The following is a 17,271-nucleotide window of genomic DNA, read 5'->3' on the forward strand; positions in this document are numbered from 1 at the left end:
TACTCTTCGGCTAGCGCACCCCATCATTGCTAGAGACACCCACTCGGAGCGACCAGAGAAAGAAATCCGAGTCCCAGCACCCATGACTAATACGCAGCTCAATATCGAAGACGGTCGTCCCGATGAAGGGCAATCCGTCACCGAGTCACAGCCCCTTTCATCGTGTCCAGAATGCGATGGACAGGTCGTTCGCGACGACGAGCATGGTGAGACGACCTGTAAGGAGTGTGGGTTGGTTCTTGATGAGGCGTCCATTGACCGGGGACCAGAGTGGCGAGCCTTCCATAGCGACGAAAAAGACGAAAAAAGCCGCGTCGGAGCCCCCACAACGCAACTCATGCACGACAAGGGGCTCAGTACGACGATCAGCTGGCAGGACAAGGATGCGTATGGACAATCGGTGTCCGGTCGGAAGCGAGCCCGGCTCCAGCGCCTTCGCACATGGGACGAACGGTTCCGAACGAAAGACGCCCATGAGCGGAATCTCAAACAAGCACTTGGCGAGATCAGTCGGATGGCATCTGCCCTTGATGTGGCGGATCCGGTACGCGAAACCGCAGGAGTGCTCTATCGGCGAGCAGTCGACGAAAATCTACTGCCAGGTCGGTCTATCGAAGGAATGGCAACAGCCGCACTGTACGCCGCGGCCAGACAACATGGGACGCCACGGCAGTTGGCCGAATTCGCCGAGGTCAGTCGTGTAGCAGAAATCCGAATTCAGCGGGCCTATCGGTATGTATCCAGAGAACTTGGACTGGAAATCAAACCAGCAGATCCGCTGGATTACGTTCCTCAATTCGCGTCAACGTTGGATGTGAGTGACGAGGCTACTCGACAGGCACGAGACCTCCTTTCGACAGCAAAGGCACAGGGAGCCCATAGCGGGAAGAATCCTGCAGGTCTCGCAGCGGCCGCACTCTACGCGGCTACGCACCTCACGAATGAGCAACTGACACAGAAGACGGTGAGTAACGCGGCCCACATTAGCACAGTGACCATTCGGAATCGGTATCAGGAGTTGCTTGACGTCTATGCTGAGGAGGGCTATGCATGATGAACGAACCAGCAGAATCGCGCCGTGAAGAGTTACCGACTGCTGGCCGAGCGAGGGACGTGATGGGTGAACTCAGTCGCGAAACCGATCAGGAGATACTCGAGATACTCGTCGCGGATTCGCCACTGTATGTGATGGAAATCGCAAAAATTGCAGATCGCCATCCAATCACCGTAGACCAAATATGTGGGCGGCTTCATGAACACGGACAGATTCGTCCAGTCGGTCGAGGGCTCTATGACGTCACGGAGGAAGGAAAGCGACGGCTTAGAGAAGGTTCAGATTCGTGATGCTGAGGCTCTGCTAGCGGGCAAAGCTGGATCTACTCTTTGTCGGTTGAGTCGTAACCGGATAGCCTTTCCCGAGTACCGGCCAAATTCAAACAATGGTGCGCAATTCAGCGTCATCCGAGGACTCTCCGTCACTGCAGGCGGTCCTTGATGCGCTGGATGACACCGATTGTCGAGCCATCCTCCGTGAAACAGCTGAACCCATGACCGCAACCGAACTCATTGACATCTGTGATATTCCCAAATCAACGTTGTATCGGAAGCTCGAGCTCCTCAGCGACGCTTCGCTTGTCCGCGAGCAGGACACAATCAATTCCGGAGGTGGTCGAACCACGAAATACGAACGTGATTTCGTCAATGTGATGATTTCCATGGACGAGGACGACACCCTCTCCGTGTCGGTTGAACGCCCGCCGCGGAACGCTAACGAACGCCTCGCCGATATCTGGTCGAAGATGGGTGATGAGCTATGATTTGGGTTGAAACAGCCATCGTCGTCGTGAAGACGGTGATTTTACTCCTCGGAAGCGGAATCACATATATTGCGTTTAAGGCATATCGGCGGACTGGGACCCCGTCGCTACGTGTTCTTGGAATCGGATTTGGCGTCGTTACGTTTGGTGCGTTGCTTGCAGGAATCGCCCATCAACTTCTCTCGATTTCGTTCCAGATGGGCATCCTGATCAATAGTGTCCTTGTCGCAATTGGTTTGGCGATCGTTCTGTACTCGCTCTACCTTGAACGTGAATAATTCCTATAATTTTCTACCCTCGATATCGACGCATTCGCCTATTCTATCTACGGTTCATCAAATATACTTTATTCGGAGAATGTGAACTGGCACTCTCGTGTATTTCTGAAAATTAAACGGTCGCAGACTAGGGCGTCTCAACCCTTGATGACGATCTTTCACTCGCCAGGCCCAACCGTATCCGGCGGAGTTTCGTCTCCGGTCCCTCGTAAAACGAGGAACGCGGCGAAGGCGAGCGGCGAGAGGGCGGCACCCAAGACGCCCGCACCCGTGACCACTGCCGTCATCGGCACGTCGATCACGCCCGCCATTGGGTCGCCGACGACGATAGCCCCGCGCATCGCCTCCGGGGCGTGGGACGGACACGCGTACTTGCTCACGCCGGCCCCGTCGAATCGGAGCGCGTAGGTCGCTCCAGCCGTCTCTATCAGCTCAGCGTTGAAACTCCCGTCAGCTGCCGCCAGACTGTGTGCATCGCCCTTCCCGGTCCACTCCCAGACGACCGTTGTTCCGGGGTCGACACGTACTGCCGCCGGTTCGAACGCGAAGTCGCCGCCGTTTCCCGGTGCTCCGACCGCGATACGGACCAGATCTTGTCCGGTCATGTCGACCGTTCCGTGGAAGTTCTCGACGCTGTCAAACCAGTTCCCGTAGTCGACCTCCTGTGGCGAATCACCGGCACCGACCCCACCGATGATGACTGCCCCTTTCATTCCCATGGCCTCGTGCGGGAGACACGAGTAGAGGCTGATTCCCTCACTACTGAACGCCCGCTCGAACGTTGCACCCACATCGGAGAGCATCTCACTCTCGTAGGTCTCGTCGGTGGCACGAACGTTGTGGACCCCCCCTTTCCCAGTCCACTCCCAGACGACCGTCGCATCAGGGTCAACACGCACTGCCGCGGGTTCGAACGCGAAGTCGCCGCCGTTCCCCGGCGCGCCAACAGTGATCGTGACGCTGGACTCGCCACGCTTGTCGATGATTCCCTCGTAGTTCTCGACATCTTCGAGCCACGTCTCAAACGCGTCCGGCTCCGCCGTCGCAGCGGTAGGCTGCGAGGCCGCACCGAGAGTGGCGGCACCGAGCATCGCCCCAGTCCCAGCTCGGAGGACGGTCCGTCGGTTACACGTCGGAGCGTGGGTCGCTGCACTTGCGGTCATAGGTAAACCGACCCATCGAAATCAGTTAATAAGGAAACACGATCCCCATCGGCCGGGAATCAGCCTTCTTATATATCGGTATCTGGAGTGAAGTGAGGATATCGGAGGGACTCAAATGACGTACACTACCACTCGACGCCGTGTATTGCAAGGGATGGCCGTCGGTAGCGCCGGAGCGCTCGCCGGCTGTACCGTTGGATCACCCATAGACAACGTGCAGGTGTCTGGTCCGCTTGACGTTGGTGTCAGTCAGCCGGCGCTCGGTGCCGCGAAGCCGATCGACGTCGACCGCGTCGCCGCCGACCCCCGAGATATTCCCGAACCGATCACCCGATCGAAGCCGGCCAGCGTCTCCGTCGAATTGGAGACGCGTGAAGTCATCGCGGAAATCGAACCCGGTGTCACCTTCCAGTACATGACCTTCAACGGGCAGGTCCCCGGGCCGTTCATTCGAACCCGCGTGGGTGACACGGTCGACCTCACGATCCGGAACCACGAGAGCAGCACAATGGCCCACAACGTCGACTTCCACGCATGCCGTGGACCGGGCGGCGGCGCGGAGGCAACCACGGTCAATCCCGGTGAAGAGAAGCAGCTGACGTTCAAGGTGACCTATCCGGGAGCATTCGTCTACCACTGCGCCGTGGCGAACGTCGACTACCACATCTCCAGCGGGATGTTCGGTATCATCCTGGTCGAACCCGAGGAGGGCCTCCCCGAGGTCGACCACGAGTTCTACCTCGGGCAGATGGAACTCTACACGAACGGTGCCGCGGGCGACGAAGGCCACCACGAGTTTGACTTCACGCGCATGGCGGCCGAGGACCCCACCTACGTCCTCATCAACGGTGAAAAGTACGCCATCGGTCCCCAAAAGTACGACGAGATGCGCGTAAAGACCGACGAATCGGTGCGCATCTACTACGCGGTCGGCGGGCCGAATCTGTTCAGTAGCTTCCACGCTATCGGTGGTGTCTGGGACGAGGTGTACCCACAGGGGTCGCTCGCCTCTGAGCCCCAGCGGTACGTCCAGACGACGCCCGTGCTCCCGGGCAGCGCCGCGGTCGTCACGGCGCAGTTCCCCGTGCCGGGTGACTACAAGCTGGTCGACCACGCACTCTCACGTGTCGCCCGGAAAGGCGCGCTTGCGGTCATCAGTGCCGACGGTCCGGCAAACGAGGAGCTGTTCAATCCGGAGGACTAACATGAGCGAGCACACCCTCACCGACGTCGAACCAGTCACCCATCACGTCCACCACAATTCGTGGTCGACGAACCTAGAGAAGCCCGTCCATGGTGAGCGGCTTTCCGCGGTCGTCACGGGCGCCATCGAGGCGGTCGAACATACGGCCCCGGGTTACCACGTAAACCTCGTCACTCACGGCGCTCACGGCCGACCGGAGTCGTACCTCGGTCCGGTGCTCCACGAGGAGTTTGGCGACCGGATCGACTGGTCCTACATCAAGCAGTGTGGCTGTGGCGGACACGTCCTCCGGGTTCGCGTCCACAACCGCTAAGATGGAGCGATGCAGTTGCAGTGATCACCCTCGATTTTGAGACAGCAGACACAACACGTGACGACAATCACGCATTCCTTACCCTCCGTACCGCTCTCGGAAGAGACCCAGTAGCAAGTACGCGTATAGACCAGCACCGATAAGGGCAAGGAATCGCCCGATCCCCGTGCTGGCGTCGAACCCAGCGAGCGAACCGTACGCCTCCACGCCGACGCCAGCTGCGAGGCACCCCATCGAGGCAAGCGCTGTCCGGTCGTTGGCACCAAGGAACGTGCCGATCGCTGGCGGGTAGAACTGAAAGGCGACGCCGACGATCGTGAGTCCGAGGAAGCCCAGCAGGTTCAGTCGGTAATGAGCAATCGACCAGCCAGGAGACACACCGGCGAACGCGACGTGGGCGCCCAATGCAACTCCCATAACGCCCATGACGACTCCGGCCAGCGGCCCGTAGAGTCCGACTCGACGACGCTCGGAGCGAACGAAGAGTGAGATGTATGCAATGGCGAATCCGCCAACAGCGATGGATTCAGCGGCGGCGCCAACCCGAAACCACGTCCCTCCCCAGAGGTTCCCGGCGATGAGCGCGGGGCCGACCGCACCCGCAGTGAGGACCACGATGACGAGCACCAGCGGGGGTGAACTCACAAGGAACCGAGGAAGGAGGCGGAAACCCACCGCGAACACCAACAACGCACCAACACCGGCTGCGAGCAGGTGGCTCGCGCCGGCCATCCCGCGTCCGGTGAGCGTCGGAAGAGCCGCCGAGACGGCGACCGTTTCGTAGGCACCAGCAACGAGGTAGGCGAGAACGACCGGGACGAACGCGTTGGCGGCGCGGTCGACCCGCCGGCGATCGACGTTGACCTCGCCGGTGCCTGTCTCGCGTCCGGTGAGGTTGTCTCGGACCGTCCAGCCGACTGCGCCGACGAAGACGAGCGCGCCGAGCGCCCAGCAAACAGCGCCCGCGATACCGACGACGGACGGGATGTCATCGAGGGGCGCCACGGTAAGACCGACGGTACCGAGTGAGAGCAGCGGGAGACTCATGGCTGGCGCCCCAGGATGCGAAAGCGTCCTATCGAAGTAGGAGGGGACGAGCGCGTACCCCTTTCCAGCGACGGTGTGGAGGACGAACCCGTAGAGTCCGAGGACGACGCCTGAGCGGTGGGGCGCATCGACGAACGCGGTGATCTGCCACGCGACCAAGAAGAGTGCGCCGACGGCTACGTGCCGCCGAGCCCCTTGTGAGACGCGCGCTGCACTCATATGCTACCTCAATCGGAGTGGCACCCGCTAAGCGTTTCCCCGTCTCCAACGCCAGCACACCCACCGACATCTTGTCGCATCGGTCTGATGATTTCGCCTGCCCGCTGTCAGTGGTCATGTAATCGACCAGCGACGGACACCAGGCCATCTAGATGCAGGTGTTTGCAGGAAAGACGAATGGGAGCGAGATCTCGCTGTGGGGACCGGCGGCAAACAACCGTCGAATGACTCCAGCCCTTTCGAGCACTATACTGGCATCGTGACAGAACCCACAAGACGGAGCGACTATTGGGCAGGACGACCTACTAGTGACGAGCGGAAACACACTATGCGAGTCGAATTCGATCGCGATACCTGTACTGGGATCTTCAACTGTGTCCACGAGTGGGAGAAGTTCATCGAGGACCGTGATGCGGGCAAAGCGACACTCGTCGGAAGTGACGAAGTCGAGGGCGACCTCTACGTTCGAGAGGTCCCCGAGGGCGAGGAGTTCGATGCGGAAATGGCAGCTCGTGTCTGCCCCGTAGACGCGATCACAGTCTACGATGATGAGGGCGAACAACTGGTACCGTAACTCGGTCACTCGATACGGTCACTGAACTAGATTGACAGTATCGAACGGAACAGAGAAGCCGTAGCCCCACCGTTCCGGTTACCAGAACTTGAGGTTTCGTTTGATGGCCTCGCGTTTCATCTCCTGGATCTCTTCGGTGATCGGGATGTCTTTCGGACAGACCGTGGTACACGAAAACTGCGTGTGGCACTGCCAGACGCCGTGTTCTTTCTCGAGGAGTTCCAGCCGGCGTTCCTGGGCATCGGGCCCCTCGCGTTCGTCCATGTAGAACCGATACCCCTTGACGATCGCCGCCGGTCCGATGTACTCGTCGTCGGTCTGGGCCGGATTACACGACGACGTACAACAACCACACTGGATGCATCGAGAGGCTAGCTTGATCTGCACGCGGTTCTCGGGCGACTGCCGCTGCTCTTCTAGCTCACCGGAGGGGAGGTCGTCGGGCTGGAAGTACGGTTCGACGGCCTCCATCCGTTCGTAAAAGTGGTCCATGTCGACGACGAGGTCCTTGATGACCGGCTGGTGAGGCAGCGGTTCGACGCGAATCGGTTCGTCGAGATCCGAAATCTGCGTCTGACAGCCCAGTCGCTGCCGTCCGTTGATGAAGAACCCGTCACTGCCACAGACGGCCATGCGACAGGAATGGCGGAACGTAAGCGACGAGTCGTAGTGGTCGCGCGCGTAGATGAGCGCATCGAGGACGGTCATTCCCCGTTCGTAGGGGACGGCAAAATCGTCGAATCGGGGGTCCCGTTTGGCCTCGACATCGGGGTCATACCGAAACACTTCGAGCTGGATCGTGTCAGTGTCGGCATCGGCAGCCCGCTCGCCATCGGCCTGTGACTGAACAGCCATCGCCCTTTCGCGTTTCCGCTCAAGCCGTCGCTGCTGGGGTGTCTCTTCGTCGGCAGATTCAGGTTCCGTTGGAGTTGATGGCCGTTGGGAGCTCATAGGCCCCCTTCTGAAGAGTCAGGACCCTCTCGTTTCGCAGCGAGAACGAGCAACGCGGTACTGTCCGCCTTTGCAACCGGAGAGATGTCCTGTGCTCCATCGAAATGAACTACATCGCCCTGAGTCACGTGGTACGGCTCCCCATCGAGTCTGAGTTCGAGGCTGCCAGAGATGAGGTAGAGCACGATTTCTCGATCCGGATGCGCATGCGGCTCGACATTCTCACCCTCGGAGAGGGTTAATCGGATCGTCTTCGGTTCCTCGCTGGGAAAGGCGTTCGCGTGTGGTTCCCCTTCGAGTTCCGGTAGCGATTTGATGTGGACCATAGTGTTCGAATCGATGAGTGGACGGATTCACAGCCTGTCGGTGCCGTTCGCTGCGTTCGTGACGTTATTCGATGTGAGCGCGGACGACGTGGCCCCCACAGCCGCACTGTTCGACATACTCCCAGCGGACGTCCTCCTCCCCGAATCGTTTACTGAGAGCGTCATAGAGGTACGTCTCCGGATGGCCATGCGCTTCGTGGGTGACGAGATTGACGTGGTGACCGCTGGTCGTGTGTTCGATGGCCTCAATCGCGTGTCGTTTGAGCAGAGAACGATCGTCGGCGTATTGTGGTTTCTCGAGATTCGCCGACCACGAGTTGTCGTGAGTACGGTCAGTGACGGGTTCCGTCTCGCCGTGGCCGTGATCGTGATCGTGTGAGTCCGTTGCCATACCTGGCTGTAGGCCCGCTGTTATCAAAAGACGTTGGGTGCAGAATCTCCTGCTAGACGATGTCTTGAAGGAATTCGTATGGTGGGTATCGGTATTCCGCTGATTCTGTGGGGCTAACTCCTCTCAACGTTAGCTTTGGAACGCTGACGTCGCTCTTGGTATCAACGAATCGCGCGGCTACTGCTTCTTGATTAACCAACAACCGCGTCAGTTCCCGTTCGGTGTTGGTTAATGCTGGAACGTCTATCGTGCCCCGGGGAGCCCTGCGGGGCGACGGAATCCCGCAGGAGACTCCTCATGGCCATTCACGACAGCGCAGACCCAGTTAGCAACAGTACTACTGAGACACACTCTGACGCCCGGCAAGCGGCGTACGTGGCGTTCCTCCATCGGGTTCCGTTTGCGATCGATGCGCTGACCCTCGGCTTCCTCCCTGGGTTTCGCGAGGATTGCACGTATCAGCAGTTGCAATTCGATACCCTCGAGTGCCCGGTCGGAATGCTCGATAACGATTTTCGAAATCCCGATCTTGATCGGTACGTCAATCGGGCGCTCGAGTACGAGCCCGACGTGGGTATCATCGGTGACGCCTACGACGCTGCAGAAGCACAGTCGTACGTCGCTAAGATTCGAGAAGTCCAGAAGAGACTGCCCGAGACGGAGTTCATTATCGTCCCAAAATGCCGGGCCGCCATCGAGGCAATTCCCGACGATATCGTGCTCGGCTACTCGCGAGGGTATGCGGACAGACTTGCACACGAGTTCTCCGACCCCGTCGATTGGCGGGGCCGTCGCGTCCACATCCTTGGTGGCAGTCCACCCAAGCAACTCGAAGTCGTGGAGCAGCTCACCCAACCAACGCTGACGGGTGACCCGCCGGCCGACATCGTCGGCCTCGACTGGAATGGTCTGCATCGCGGGGCGCAGTTCGGCGAGTTCTGGACGGCCGACGGTTGGGACGACAGTGGTCGCGACGCCGACCACGTCACGGTCCGGAAGACGGTCCGGCATAGTCTCAGCCGGCTCAAAGAATTCTGGCAGGACCACGGCGTCTGGCCCGATTCGACACCCCAGGCGGACGAGACCGAACTCACCTATTCCGGGCCCACGCCAGGCGATATCGAGAGCGCGGCGTGTACCGAGTGCCGCGCGAATGTGTGGACGACCGATCGTGGCCCGTACGTCGCCGAGTACGACACGGGAGCGGTCTGTGGGTACTGCTGCTATGAGTGCTACTTCTCGCACCGGCATCGGAACAACCTTGAGGAGATTGCTGGCGATCGGAGCGTCTATCTCCCGCCTGCGTGACGCCGCGTCCTGTTTTTCGCGCCCTCCGGAGAGGACGAGGGCGTGCTAGATCAGGCCCTTCAAGATGGTGATTTCCGTGAGCCAACAACAGCATTCGAACGACGTCTCGATCGATGCAATTCCAGTCGACGTAGCGAACAGCCAGTCAACCGGGGTCGAACCAGAAGATGTCCCCGAGGAAATCCGGTCGATTACGCAGGCGCTCGCGTCCGAGCAGCCGCCGACGAATCCACTTGTCGTCCTGAAGGCCGCTCGCTGGTGGTATATCCACGGAAAGGGCGGCACTGATCCGGTGTTCCAGTGGGCCATCGAGTGGGCACGCCACCTCGCGACTGACACGCCCAGCGACGTCAACCAGTTCGATTCATTTCTCGACTACCTCGTCACAGTCGGCTTCGCTGATGAGAAATCCGCCCTCCGGTAACCGCCGTCACGGGTTTTTTATGCGCCGTCAGGGGTGCGGCGCGGGCTGAATCGAAGCGATCGCAGTAAGGCGAATTTCAGAACATCATGGCTACGACGAGCGACTCGTCGGCCTCCTTCGAGGAGACCGACACGCGAAAAGACGAGATGCACAGTACGATTGAAGCATGGATCGACGACCTCATCGACGGCGTCGACGACGCACAGGCCAGCTCGGAGTTCCAAGAGTGGCTCGACGTTCAGAGTCGCTTCCACGACTACTCGCATCGCAACACGCTGCTCATCAAACTCCAGTGTCCCGAGGCAACGAAGGTCGCAGGCTTCAACACCTGGCGGAATGAGTTCGACCGGCACGTCCAGGAGGGCGAACAGGCAATCTGGATCTGGGCACCGATCATCACGAAGCACTGCCCCGAATGCGAGAATTCGCCGAGCTACCACGAGCAATGTGACTGTGAGTACGACGAGACACCACCCGAGGAGTGGTCGAAAGGGCTGGTCGGGTTCAAACCCACTGCTGTGTTCGATATCTCGCAGACCGAGGGAGAGCCGCTTCCCGAGCTGGAGACCGAGGCGACTGGTGACGCTGCCGATCTGGTGCCCGCACTCACAGAGGCTGCGGATGAACTCGGCGTGACGGTTCGAATCGTTGATGCCGACGAGTGGGAGCATGGCGGCGCGAAAGGCGTCTGCACGCAACGGAGTCTTCACGATCTCACGCCGGTTGTCGAGGCGAAAGCCCGCACGAACCAGGCTGACCTTGCGGTCACGCTAATTCACGAGTACGCGCATGCACTGCTCCATTTCGACGTCGACGACGAGGACGAACGGTCGAAGCGCGAAGTCGAAGCGGAAGCCGTCGCATACATCGTGGGCCGGTATTGCGGCCTTGATACGAGCGGTTCAGCGTTTTATCTCGCCGCGTGGCAAGATGACGAGCCAGAGTCAATCCAAGATCGGTTCGGACGGATTAGCAGCACCGCAGAGGAGATCATCGACGTGATCGACGGGTAGGTCAGTGTAGCGCGTCGATGAACAGCTCTCCACGTCGCCGTGAGTTTCTATTGCGCCGTGGAAGGGTGGCGGCGCGCGTGATCGTGCGTCGACCGGGATAGAACGAACCCATGACTGGACAGTACCTCACGACGGTTCTCAACGAAGCCCGCCAGACAATCGAGAGCCATCCGCAAGTCGGCTACGGAACCGAACAGCCACTCCACGAACACCTGCGATTCGCGGTACTCCGGCTGCTGGAGAACGAGGCTGAAGACACCTATACGGGCGAATCACGTGTTCCAGGGATCACGGTCAGGTACGGGAACGATGCGGCGATGTTCGATCACTGGAGAGACGAGGTTGAGTGGTGGACCGACATCGAACCGCAAGAGCACTGTACTCGGTTTCGCATCTTCTACGAGCAGTTAGACCAGGACGAGTTGCCGCGACGGGCGTTGGAGGTGATGACGGCGCTCGGCGCGTGGCGCGTCTGGGAGGGGCCAGCTGCAGCGTGTGGCTCCTACGATCACCGCGGTCGACACGAAGCACACTTTCTCCTCCACTACAATCACCCGATTGAGGAGCACCTTGCTCGCCTCGTTGAACCTGACGACTCCGCTCTCGCCCCGGACGGTGGATGGGTGGCAACCAGAGACACCCAGAGCGCCATCAAACCAGAGACAGATACGGTTTCGGCAGAACCGTCAGCCGATGAACTCACACCGCGAACGCGGCGAGCATGCGACGAAGAGATGGACGTCTCACTCTTGAAGAAGGGCGGCGTGTACGAGGTTCATTCAGAGTCCGGGAATTTCTACGATGTCGATGTCGCTGCTGAGACATGCACTTGTCTCGACTGGCAGCGACGCGAACCTGAAGGGGGTTGTAAGCATATGCGCCGCGTCGATATCGAAATCGATGCAGGGCACGTTCCCCGACCAGACGGACGTCTCCCTCTCACGGAAGCGAATCAACAGTCAGATTCGGTACTGTAGGCTGTCACCATCCAGTTAGACTTAATCTTATTCTTAACATTAAGAGTAGGGCTAGACCGAATCCTCGGGAAGCTAACTAGCGGAACTCTCGTCCACGGTGAATTCTGCAGTCATAAGCACCGACTCAAGGCGCTCGATTTCATCGGCACACTCCAACTCGCCGGTCCATCGATCGGGGAGTGAGTCTGAATATTCGGGGAACGAGAGATCAGGTGAGGGGCGAGTAACTCCGAGCGGTCGAACCGCACTTCGAGGAACTGAATGAGGAACGCTCATCTACGGGAACCGAGACAGAACCAATCCTCAAGAAATATATCACATACAGAAATATATTCATTTCACCACCCGTGAGCCAATCGCGCACTGAACCTCCCGACATTACCGACGCAGACGACAACGACACGCTGCTAGCCAATATTCGTGAGCGGGCCTACATCTCGTATACCGGAGAACCAAGCGCGATCTACGGTGACTCAACGACGGAGACCGAGACTCAGGGGGACTACCACGATCGGTTTATCTATGAACTGTTACAGAATGCGGACGACGCGATCGAAGGGCGTGATGATGCTGCAGTGCGGTTCGAGTTAGATGGATCGACGCTCTATGTTGCAAATACTGGGCGGCCACTCACCGCTAAAGACGTCCACTCCCTGTGCATTCAGGGCTTGAGTTCGAAGAGTGACGACGAGGCGGCGATCGGCCGGAAGGGGAGAGGGTTTACGTCCGTACTGGAACTCACTGACCGACCGCGAGTATACTCAACGGAATACCAGTTCGTCTTCGATAGTTCGCAAGCGAAGGACGCCCTCCAGAAGAACACTCGCGTCGGCACCGACCTGTCGGACACTGATGTTCCGACGCTTAGGCTCCCGTTCGTTCCAGAGACGAAACCCGCCCGGGTGACCGAGCTGTTGGCTGAGGAGTCGCCGTTCACGACGGTCTTCGCGTTCGACCTCTTTGCGGAGATCCAGCCAGCTATCGGCGAAAAGCTACACGCAGTTGATCCCCAGACACTGGTATTCCTCCAGCATCTCCGACGATTGGAAATCAGTGTCGACGGCGACGAGACGACCTGGACGCTCGATCGGATGAAGCCAGCGGCAATGGTCGGGATGGAGGGTCAGCAGGTCATCCTTTCGAAGCATGAATCGGCAACCACGACGCCGCCAATAACCCGGCAGGCCTACGTCCAGTTCGCGCGGACCGGGATTGAGATTACCCAACGTGCCGGAATTCCGGAAGGAAGCTGGGAGGGAATCGAGACTACGCAAGTCGGAGTAGCCTTCTGTGTTGAAACCGACCAACACGGTGAGCCAGTTCGACTTCGACCGGTCCAAGATGACCCCTCAATCCACGTATTTCTGCCAACAGAGCAAGCGAGCCCCGGACGGTTCCTGATCAACGGCGCGTTCAAGCCCGAAAGCTCGCGAACGCGGCTGAAGTTGTTCGACCGAGATGAGGGATACAACGCGCTCCTTTTCGATCACGTCGCAAAACTGCTCACAAGTGACGTCATCAAGTTTGCCCAAGAGATAGAGACGTCCGTCACTGACGTGCTGGAGTGTCTCCATATCAACGCCGTCCGGCTAAACGACGACTGTGAGGAGTACTGTGCAGAGCGAATTCGCCATGAAATCGCCGATGTCCCGTTCATCCCGACTCCGGATACCGACGATACGTTCGAGGTGGACACTACCCGGGCGGCAATCTCTGACCTTCGAATCCCCTCGACCGAACTGCTGCCAGCAGACCTCATCAAGCGGTTTGTCGAGGTCGCCGGCCCCAAGTCGCTACCGGAGTCCGTAAGCGACTCTCCAGCGTATCTACCCAGTGGGGAAGTCGTCTCAGACGCTACCATCGAGGCACTGCTCTCTCTCGGCGCTGACGAGCTTCTGCCGGCGGATATCCCCGCCATACTGGCGGCTGCCGATCCTGAACGAGTCCGCCTCCAACCGTACGAAGCGGTTACTGGGCGGGCGGCAGTCGACCCAATCGTCGAGGTCTTGGTCAGCGTCGACGCCGCGATCGGTGGTGAGCCACAGGAAGCGTTCCGAGACACACTGCCGACGTATGACTTGTTCCCGATTAGGGTTACAGAATCGGGGCGAATTTTGCGGTCGATGACCGAAGACGTAACCCTCCTACTCCCACCCGAGGAAATTGAACTCACCAAGCAGTTCCACGGGCTGAAACTGTTCGCACCGGAGGTTTATCGCCCTGAAGGGTGGGAACAGCCAGCCGGCAAACAGGCCGAGAGTGACGGGTTCAAGGAAGCATTGCGGGGCATGTGGGATATCGACGAGTTCGATTTGGCCTCTCTCGTCCAGGGGGCGATCTTCCCATACCTTCCGCGTGGGTGGGGCGACGCTGTTCTCGAAGCAGAACTGCAGAACTCCGAGACACTCTCGATCCTCCGAGAGCTGGCGATGAGTGGCTCGAAGTCAGTCGTCGACCCGACGTCACCACTCCCCCATGAGTTCCGGAAGAAGTCCGACTATTACCGACTCTGTCTGCTCACCCTCCCGACGAAAGAGGGTGACTGGGTTCGTGCCCATCGTGTATACATGGGACCGGAATGGGTCGACGATGAGGGTGCCTCTGCCGTCCCGCTGCTGCGAGACTGTGATATCGGGCCAGCCGATGCGCCAGAACTCGTCTCGCCCGAATGGTTCCTTGAGTTGGAGGCTTCAGCTCCCGGTGGAACCGATGAGAATGGGGAGGACGAGACCGGGGACGACTCAGAGGAGATCGCGAACTGGCGAGCCTTCCTCCGGTGGCTCGGGGCGACACCCGAACTGAAGCTAACTCCTCTCTGGCACCCGGAACATGAACGAGAGTACCGTTCAACGAGCGGTATTGATCAGCCATCGGCGAAGCACCCAACGCTCGGGGCAGGCGGGCCAGCCACGGAGATTTGGGACCGATTTGCGTCGGAGCTTGAGACGGCTATCGACGACATCGAGGCCGAGGAATCGGTGAATTACTCCATCTATCGAGCGAACCGCCTCGACTTCTGGACGGAGTTGAAACCGAAGCTAGAGTCTCACCGCGAGCTCGGGAGCCGGTTGTTCACGCATCTTGCCTACTGGTGGGAGGAGGTATATGGATCGGCGACGACCGTCGGTGTCGGTCGACACAGCACCTCGGCATCAAACGTGGGGGGTCGGTCGGGAGGCGTTCCGTATCGACATGAGCGACTCTCACTTGGGACGAACATGTGGCTGTGTGAGCTGCAGGCTTCTGAGTGGTGTCCCGCCGATAGTGGCCAGTACTCACCACAGCGAGTGTGGCAGCGCCGCCCCGAGGTGATGGATCGGTTCAGCTTGGACGACGAAAGCGAGACGGTCGTGCTGCCGCTCCTCCCAGAGGCACTCTGGGGGGCGACGTCGGATGTCTCTGCGGACTTCTTCGAAGCGCTCGGGATTCACGCAGTTGTCTCAACGGAGACGTTTGAACCCGCAGATGCGATTGCCGGTGTGAACCGGATTTCGTCGTGGTGTCGAAAGCATCCCGAACAAGTTCGTGGAGCACAGCGCGAACTCCGCACAGGGTACAGAAATATTGCTCGCGCAGTTCCGGATGTCGATGCTGGTGGTGACAAATGGGGTCGGATGAAGGAGGCGCTCGCCTCGACAGAGGTGCTTTGTGAGGTCGGAGATGAGCTTGAATTGTGCCCGGCGGGTGAGGCGTATTTCGCCCTGGACCGACCGGAAGCGGACGCGATTCCGCTTGAGGTGCCGACGTTCGTCCTGAAAGAACCCGACGCAAGTCGTTTTGCATCGGTGTGTGGGATGAAGCGGCTGAAAAGCGCCGTTTCGAAAACGGTCATGCCCGGTGAGACAGTTAACAACGAAGACACGATCAGGGAGTTCCTGCGAGATCGAGAGGACGCGATCCGATGCGTGCTTGCAGGCGATCGCCCCGGACAGCAAGAGTCGGACGCTGAAGATGTGGATCGGTTTATCGATCAGCTTGCTGTCGTCGACTCGCTTGATGTTGAGTATGCACTCCCCGGATATTCGCGAGTGACTGAGTCCGTCGGGTGGGCGGTTGAACGGCACGAGTCTTCAGCCCGACGACGAACGCCATACGTCACTTCCAGTATGTCCGGAGAGCCTCCGATTCAGCGGGTCGCGAAAGCCCTCGCCGACTATCTTCCCTACCCTGGGGTGAGTGAGCTCATCCTCATCCTGCAGGCCGCCCCAGCGGAGTTCGAAGAGCGGCTCCGTCTCCTCGATGCCCCTTTTGACCTCCTCGAGGAGGATATTACGGGAGCGGAGCAATCTGTCGTGTCGTTCAATAGTGATGGTTCATCGACTTGGGAACCGACATCGACGATCGCCTCAGCAGTGGGTAATGGGCGGAATGCTGAACCTAGGTCGTCGACGACCCAACAAGACCCTGATGAGGGCCGCACTACGACAGATACTGACCCCCAGTCGGAGTTAATCGATCCTGCGGAGGTGACCTTCGCCTTCGAATCACGGTTCGACCTCGAGCCCGAGCCGACAGCTGGAACGACGATCGCTTCTGAGTCATCAACGCAATCTCGATCTTCGGGGGGAAGAAGGTCGAGCAATCCCCAGGCCGCAGGCAAGCGTAATGCGACTGATCGTGTTGGCTCGGCCATTCTGAAACGGTATGAGCTGAACCGCCTCGCACGAGATAATCCGTCATACTCCCAAGACGTCATCGAGTCCTGCATTGTCTCCGTTGAGAAGCCGGACGATGTCGCCAATGCACGTGAGACCGGGTCTATCGAAGCTGTGCTGGAGTGGCTGACCGAGACAGTCGAACTCGACCGACAATACCCAGGCTTCGACTATCTCGTCCTCGAACCGTCCTTCGTTGCTGGGTGGGACGGCGAACCGGTCGACGATACATCGGCGATCAACCGGATGATCGAACTCAAGTCACTGCGTGGGGATGGCCAGGTATCGCTGTCGCTCAACGAATGGCTGACTGCGACGACTGACGTTATCGCTGACCAGTACTATCTGTACGTGATCGGCAATCTGAGCATCGATCGAGGCGAAGAGTTCATTCGTGAAATCCAGAATCCGTCAGCTGTGCTTGAGACGCAGTGGGAGGAGCATCAGCAGACGGATGTCTCCATCAAGGTCAACTCGAAGCGGTTCAGTTCATCAGGGGCGGTCACACAGACGCCGTTAGAGCGCGAGGAATAACTCGCTGACCGAGTTCGATTGTGGATAGACAATCTCGGAGGATGATTTTGATGCGTGGCATAAACACATCACCTGAG

17 protein-coding genes are annotated in these 17,271 nt (G+C 59.1%); 12 read left to right on the top strand and 5 right to left on the bottom strand.

Annotated features, from left to right (window positions below; all coding sequences use genetic code 11):
• Nucleotides 1-82: 82 nt before the first annotated feature.
• From NKG96_RS19240 to NKG96_RS19255, 4 genes are all read left to right on the top strand, one after another.
• Nucleotides 83-1,054, top strand: coding sequence for a transcription initiation factor IIB (locus tag NKG96_RS19240; protein ID WP_254538670.1), 972 nt, complete (start codon nucleotides 83-85; stop codon nucleotides 1,052-1,054).
• The gene (locus NKG96_RS19245; RefSeq protein WP_254538671.1) at nucleotides 1,051-1,344 is read left to right on the top strand and encodes a transcriptional regulator; all 294 of its coding nucleotides are present in this window, start codon (nucleotides 1,051-1,053) and stop codon (nucleotides 1,342-1,344) included. The genes NKG96_RS19240 and NKG96_RS19245 overlap by 4 nt, the downstream gene beginning before the upstream one ends.
• A gap of 95 nt (nucleotides 1,345-1,439) precedes the next feature.
• The gene (locus NKG96_RS19250; RefSeq protein WP_254538672.1) at nucleotides 1,440-1,817 is read left to right on the top strand and encodes a winged helix-turn-helix domain-containing protein; all 378 of its coding nucleotides are present in this window, start codon (nucleotides 1,440-1,442) and stop codon (nucleotides 1,815-1,817) included.
• Nucleotides 1,814-2,095, top strand: coding sequence for a DUF7521 family protein (locus tag NKG96_RS19255; protein WP_254538673.1), 282 nt, complete (start codon nucleotides 1,814-1,816; stop codon nucleotides 2,093-2,095). Before NKG96_RS19250 ends, NKG96_RS19255 begins: the two co-directional genes overlap by 4 nt.
• Before the next feature lie 158 nt (nucleotides 2,096-2,253).
• Here the strand turns inward: NKG96_RS19255 and NKG96_RS19260 are convergent, their stop codons facing one another.
• Entirely contained in the window at nucleotides 2,254-3,186 is a 933-nt protein-coding gene (locus NKG96_RS19260) for a halocyanin domain-containing protein (protein WP_254538674.1), read from the bottom strand.
• 187 nt (nucleotides 3,187-3,373) lie between these two features.
• Between NKG96_RS19260 and nirK the strand changes: the two genes are divergently transcribed.
• Complete coding sequence (nirK, locus tag NKG96_RS19265; protein ID WP_254538675.1) at nucleotides 3,374-4,462, top strand: copper-containing nitrite reductase; 1,089 nt, start codon at nucleotides 3,374-3,376, stop codon at nucleotides 4,460-4,462.
• Nucleotide 4,463: 1 nt separating this feature from the next.
• The gene (locus NKG96_RS19270) at nucleotides 4,464-4,775 is read left to right on the top strand and encodes a CGCGG family putative rSAM-modified RiPP protein (RefSeq protein ID WP_254538676.1); all 312 of its coding nucleotides are present in this window, start codon (nucleotides 4,464-4,466) and stop codon (nucleotides 4,773-4,775) included.
• Between the two features lie 78 nt (nucleotides 4,776-4,853).
• On the opposite strand, the gene NKG96_RS19275 is transcribed toward NKG96_RS19270, so the two are convergent.
• On the bottom strand, nucleotides 4,854-6,041 hold the full coding sequence (locus tag NKG96_RS19275) for a hypothetical protein (RefSeq protein WP_254538677.1): 1,188 nt from the start codon (nucleotides 6,039-6,041) through the stop codon (nucleotides 4,854-4,856).
• 328 nt (nucleotides 6,042-6,369) lie between these two features.
• Here NKG96_RS19275 and NKG96_RS19280 point away from each other — a divergent pair, with 328 nt between their 5' ends.
• On the top strand, nucleotides 6,370-6,615 hold the full coding sequence (locus tag NKG96_RS19280) for a ferredoxin (protein ID WP_254538678.1): 246 nt from the start codon (nucleotides 6,370-6,372) through the stop codon (nucleotides 6,613-6,615).
• A 78-nt stretch (nucleotides 6,616-6,693) separates the two neighbouring features.
• On the opposite strand, the gene NKG96_RS19285 is transcribed toward NKG96_RS19280, so the two are convergent.
• From NKG96_RS19285 to NKG96_RS19295, 3 genes are all read right to left on the bottom strand, one after another.
• The gene (locus tag NKG96_RS19285; protein WP_254538584.1) at nucleotides 6,694-7,566 is read right to left on the bottom strand and encodes a succinate dehydrogenase/fumarate reductase iron-sulfur subunit; all 873 of its coding nucleotides are present in this window, start codon (nucleotides 7,564-7,566) and stop codon (nucleotides 6,694-6,696) included.
• Nucleotides 7,563-7,892 (bottom strand): cupin domain-containing protein, encoded by a 330-nt coding sequence (locus NKG96_RS19290; protein WP_254538585.1) that lies wholly within the window; start codon nucleotides 7,890-7,892, stop codon nucleotides 7,563-7,565. The genes NKG96_RS19285 and NKG96_RS19290 overlap by 4 nt, the downstream gene beginning before the upstream one ends.
• Nucleotides 7,893-7,956: 64 nt before the next feature.
• Complete coding sequence (locus NKG96_RS19295; RefSeq protein ID WP_254538587.1) at nucleotides 7,957-8,283, bottom strand: CGCGG family putative rSAM-modified RiPP protein; 327 nt, start codon at nucleotides 8,281-8,283, stop codon at nucleotides 7,957-7,959.
• Between the two features lie 297 nt (nucleotides 8,284-8,580).
• Between NKG96_RS19295 and NKG96_RS19300 the strand changes: the two genes are divergently transcribed.
• The 5 genes from NKG96_RS19300 to NKG96_RS19320 all read left to right on the top strand — a co-directional run bounded on the left by NKG96_RS19300 (nucleotide 8,581) and on the right by NKG96_RS19320 (nucleotide 17,194).
• On the top strand, nucleotides 8,581-9,591 hold the full coding sequence (locus NKG96_RS19300) for a DUF6610 family protein (RefSeq protein ID WP_254538588.1): 1,011 nt from the start codon (nucleotides 8,581-8,583) through the stop codon (nucleotides 9,589-9,591).
• Nucleotides 9,592-9,667: 76 nt separating this feature from the next.
• Complete coding sequence (locus NKG96_RS19305) at nucleotides 9,668-10,015, top strand: DUF8013 domain-containing protein (protein WP_254538589.1); 348 nt, start codon at nucleotides 9,668-9,670, stop codon at nucleotides 10,013-10,015.
• A gap of 86 nt (nucleotides 10,016-10,101) precedes the next feature.
• Nucleotides 10,102-11,028 (top strand): M78 family metallopeptidase domain-containing protein, encoded by a 927-nt coding sequence (locus tag NKG96_RS19310; protein WP_254538590.1) that lies wholly within the window; start codon nucleotides 10,102-10,104, stop codon nucleotides 11,026-11,028.
• A gap of 110 nt (nucleotides 11,029-11,138) precedes the next feature.
• The gene (locus NKG96_RS19315) at nucleotides 11,139-12,005 is read left to right on the top strand and encodes a hypothetical protein (RefSeq protein ID WP_254538591.1); all 867 of its coding nucleotides are present in this window, start codon (nucleotides 11,139-11,141) and stop codon (nucleotides 12,003-12,005) included.
• A gap of 347 nt (nucleotides 12,006-12,352) precedes the next feature.
• Nucleotides 12,353-17,194, top strand: a complete 4,842-nt coding sequence (locus NKG96_RS19320) for a sacsin N-terminal ATP-binding-like domain-containing protein (RefSeq protein WP_254538592.1) — start codon at nucleotides 12,353-12,355, stop codon at nucleotides 17,192-17,194.
• The last annotated feature ends 77 nt before the right edge of the window (nucleotides 17,195-17,271 follow it).

The organism is Halomarina litorea, from assembly GCF_024227715.1.
GTDB classification, from domain to species: domain Archaea; phylum Halobacteriota; class Halobacteria; order Halobacteriales; family Haloarculaceae; genus Halomarina; species Halomarina litorea.

Excerpts from the sequence above, each read along its gene's own strand:
- NKG96_RS19255 (WP_254538673.1), top strand. The coding sequence starts at position 1,814 with ATGATTTGGGTTGAAACAGCCATCGTCGTCGTGAAGACGGTGATTTTA.
- NKG96_RS19315 (WP_254538591.1), top strand. The coding sequence starts at position 11,139 with ATGACTGGACAGTACCTCACGACGGTTCTCAACGAAGCCCGCCAGACA.
- NKG96_RS19260 (WP_254538674.1), bottom strand. The coding sequence starts at position 3,186 with ATGCTCGGTGCCGCCACTCTCGGTGCGGCCTCGCAGCCTACCGCTGCG.
- NKG96_RS19310 (WP_254538590.1), top strand. The coding sequence starts at position 10,102 with ATGGCTACGACGAGCGACTCGTCGGCCTCCTTCGAGGAGACCGACACG.
- nirK (WP_254538675.1), top strand. The coding sequence starts at position 3,374 with ATGACGTACACTACCACTCGACGCCGTGTATTGCAAGGGATGGCCGTC.
- NKG96_RS19280 (WP_254538678.1), top strand. The coding sequence starts at position 6,370 with ATGCGAGTCGAATTCGATCGCGATACCTGTACTGGGATCTTCAACTGT.
- NKG96_RS19240 (WP_254538670.1), top strand. The coding sequence starts at position 83 with ATGACTAATACGCAGCTCAATATCGAAGACGGTCGTCCCGATGAAGGG.
- NKG96_RS19295 (WP_254538587.1), bottom strand. The coding sequence starts at position 8,283 with ATGGCAACGGACTCACACGATCACGATCACGGCCACGGCGAGACGGAA.
- NKG96_RS19270 (WP_254538676.1), top strand. The coding sequence starts at position 4,464 with ATGAGCGAGCACACCCTCACCGACGTCGAACCAGTCACCCATCACGTC.
- NKG96_RS19245 (WP_254538671.1), top strand. The coding sequence starts at position 1,051 with ATGATGAACGAACCAGCAGAATCGCGCCGTGAAGAGTTACCGACTGCT.
- NKG96_RS19285 (WP_254538584.1), bottom strand. The coding sequence starts at position 7,566 with ATGAGCTCCCAACGGCCATCAACTCCAACGGAACCTGAATCTGCCGAC.
- NKG96_RS19275 (WP_254538677.1), bottom strand. The coding sequence starts at position 6,041 with ATGAGTGCAGCGCGCGTCTCACAAGGGGCTCGGCGGCACGTAGCCGTC.
- NKG96_RS19250 (WP_254538672.1), top strand. The coding sequence starts at position 1,440 with ATGGTGCGCAATTCAGCGTCATCCGAGGACTCTCCGTCACTGCAGGCG.
- NKG96_RS19290 (WP_254538585.1), bottom strand. The coding sequence starts at position 7,892 with ATGGTCCACATCAAATCGCTACCGGAACTCGAAGGGGAACCACACGCG.
- NKG96_RS19300 (WP_254538588.1), top strand. The coding sequence starts at position 8,581 with ATGGCCATTCACGACAGCGCAGACCCAGTTAGCAACAGTACTACTGAG.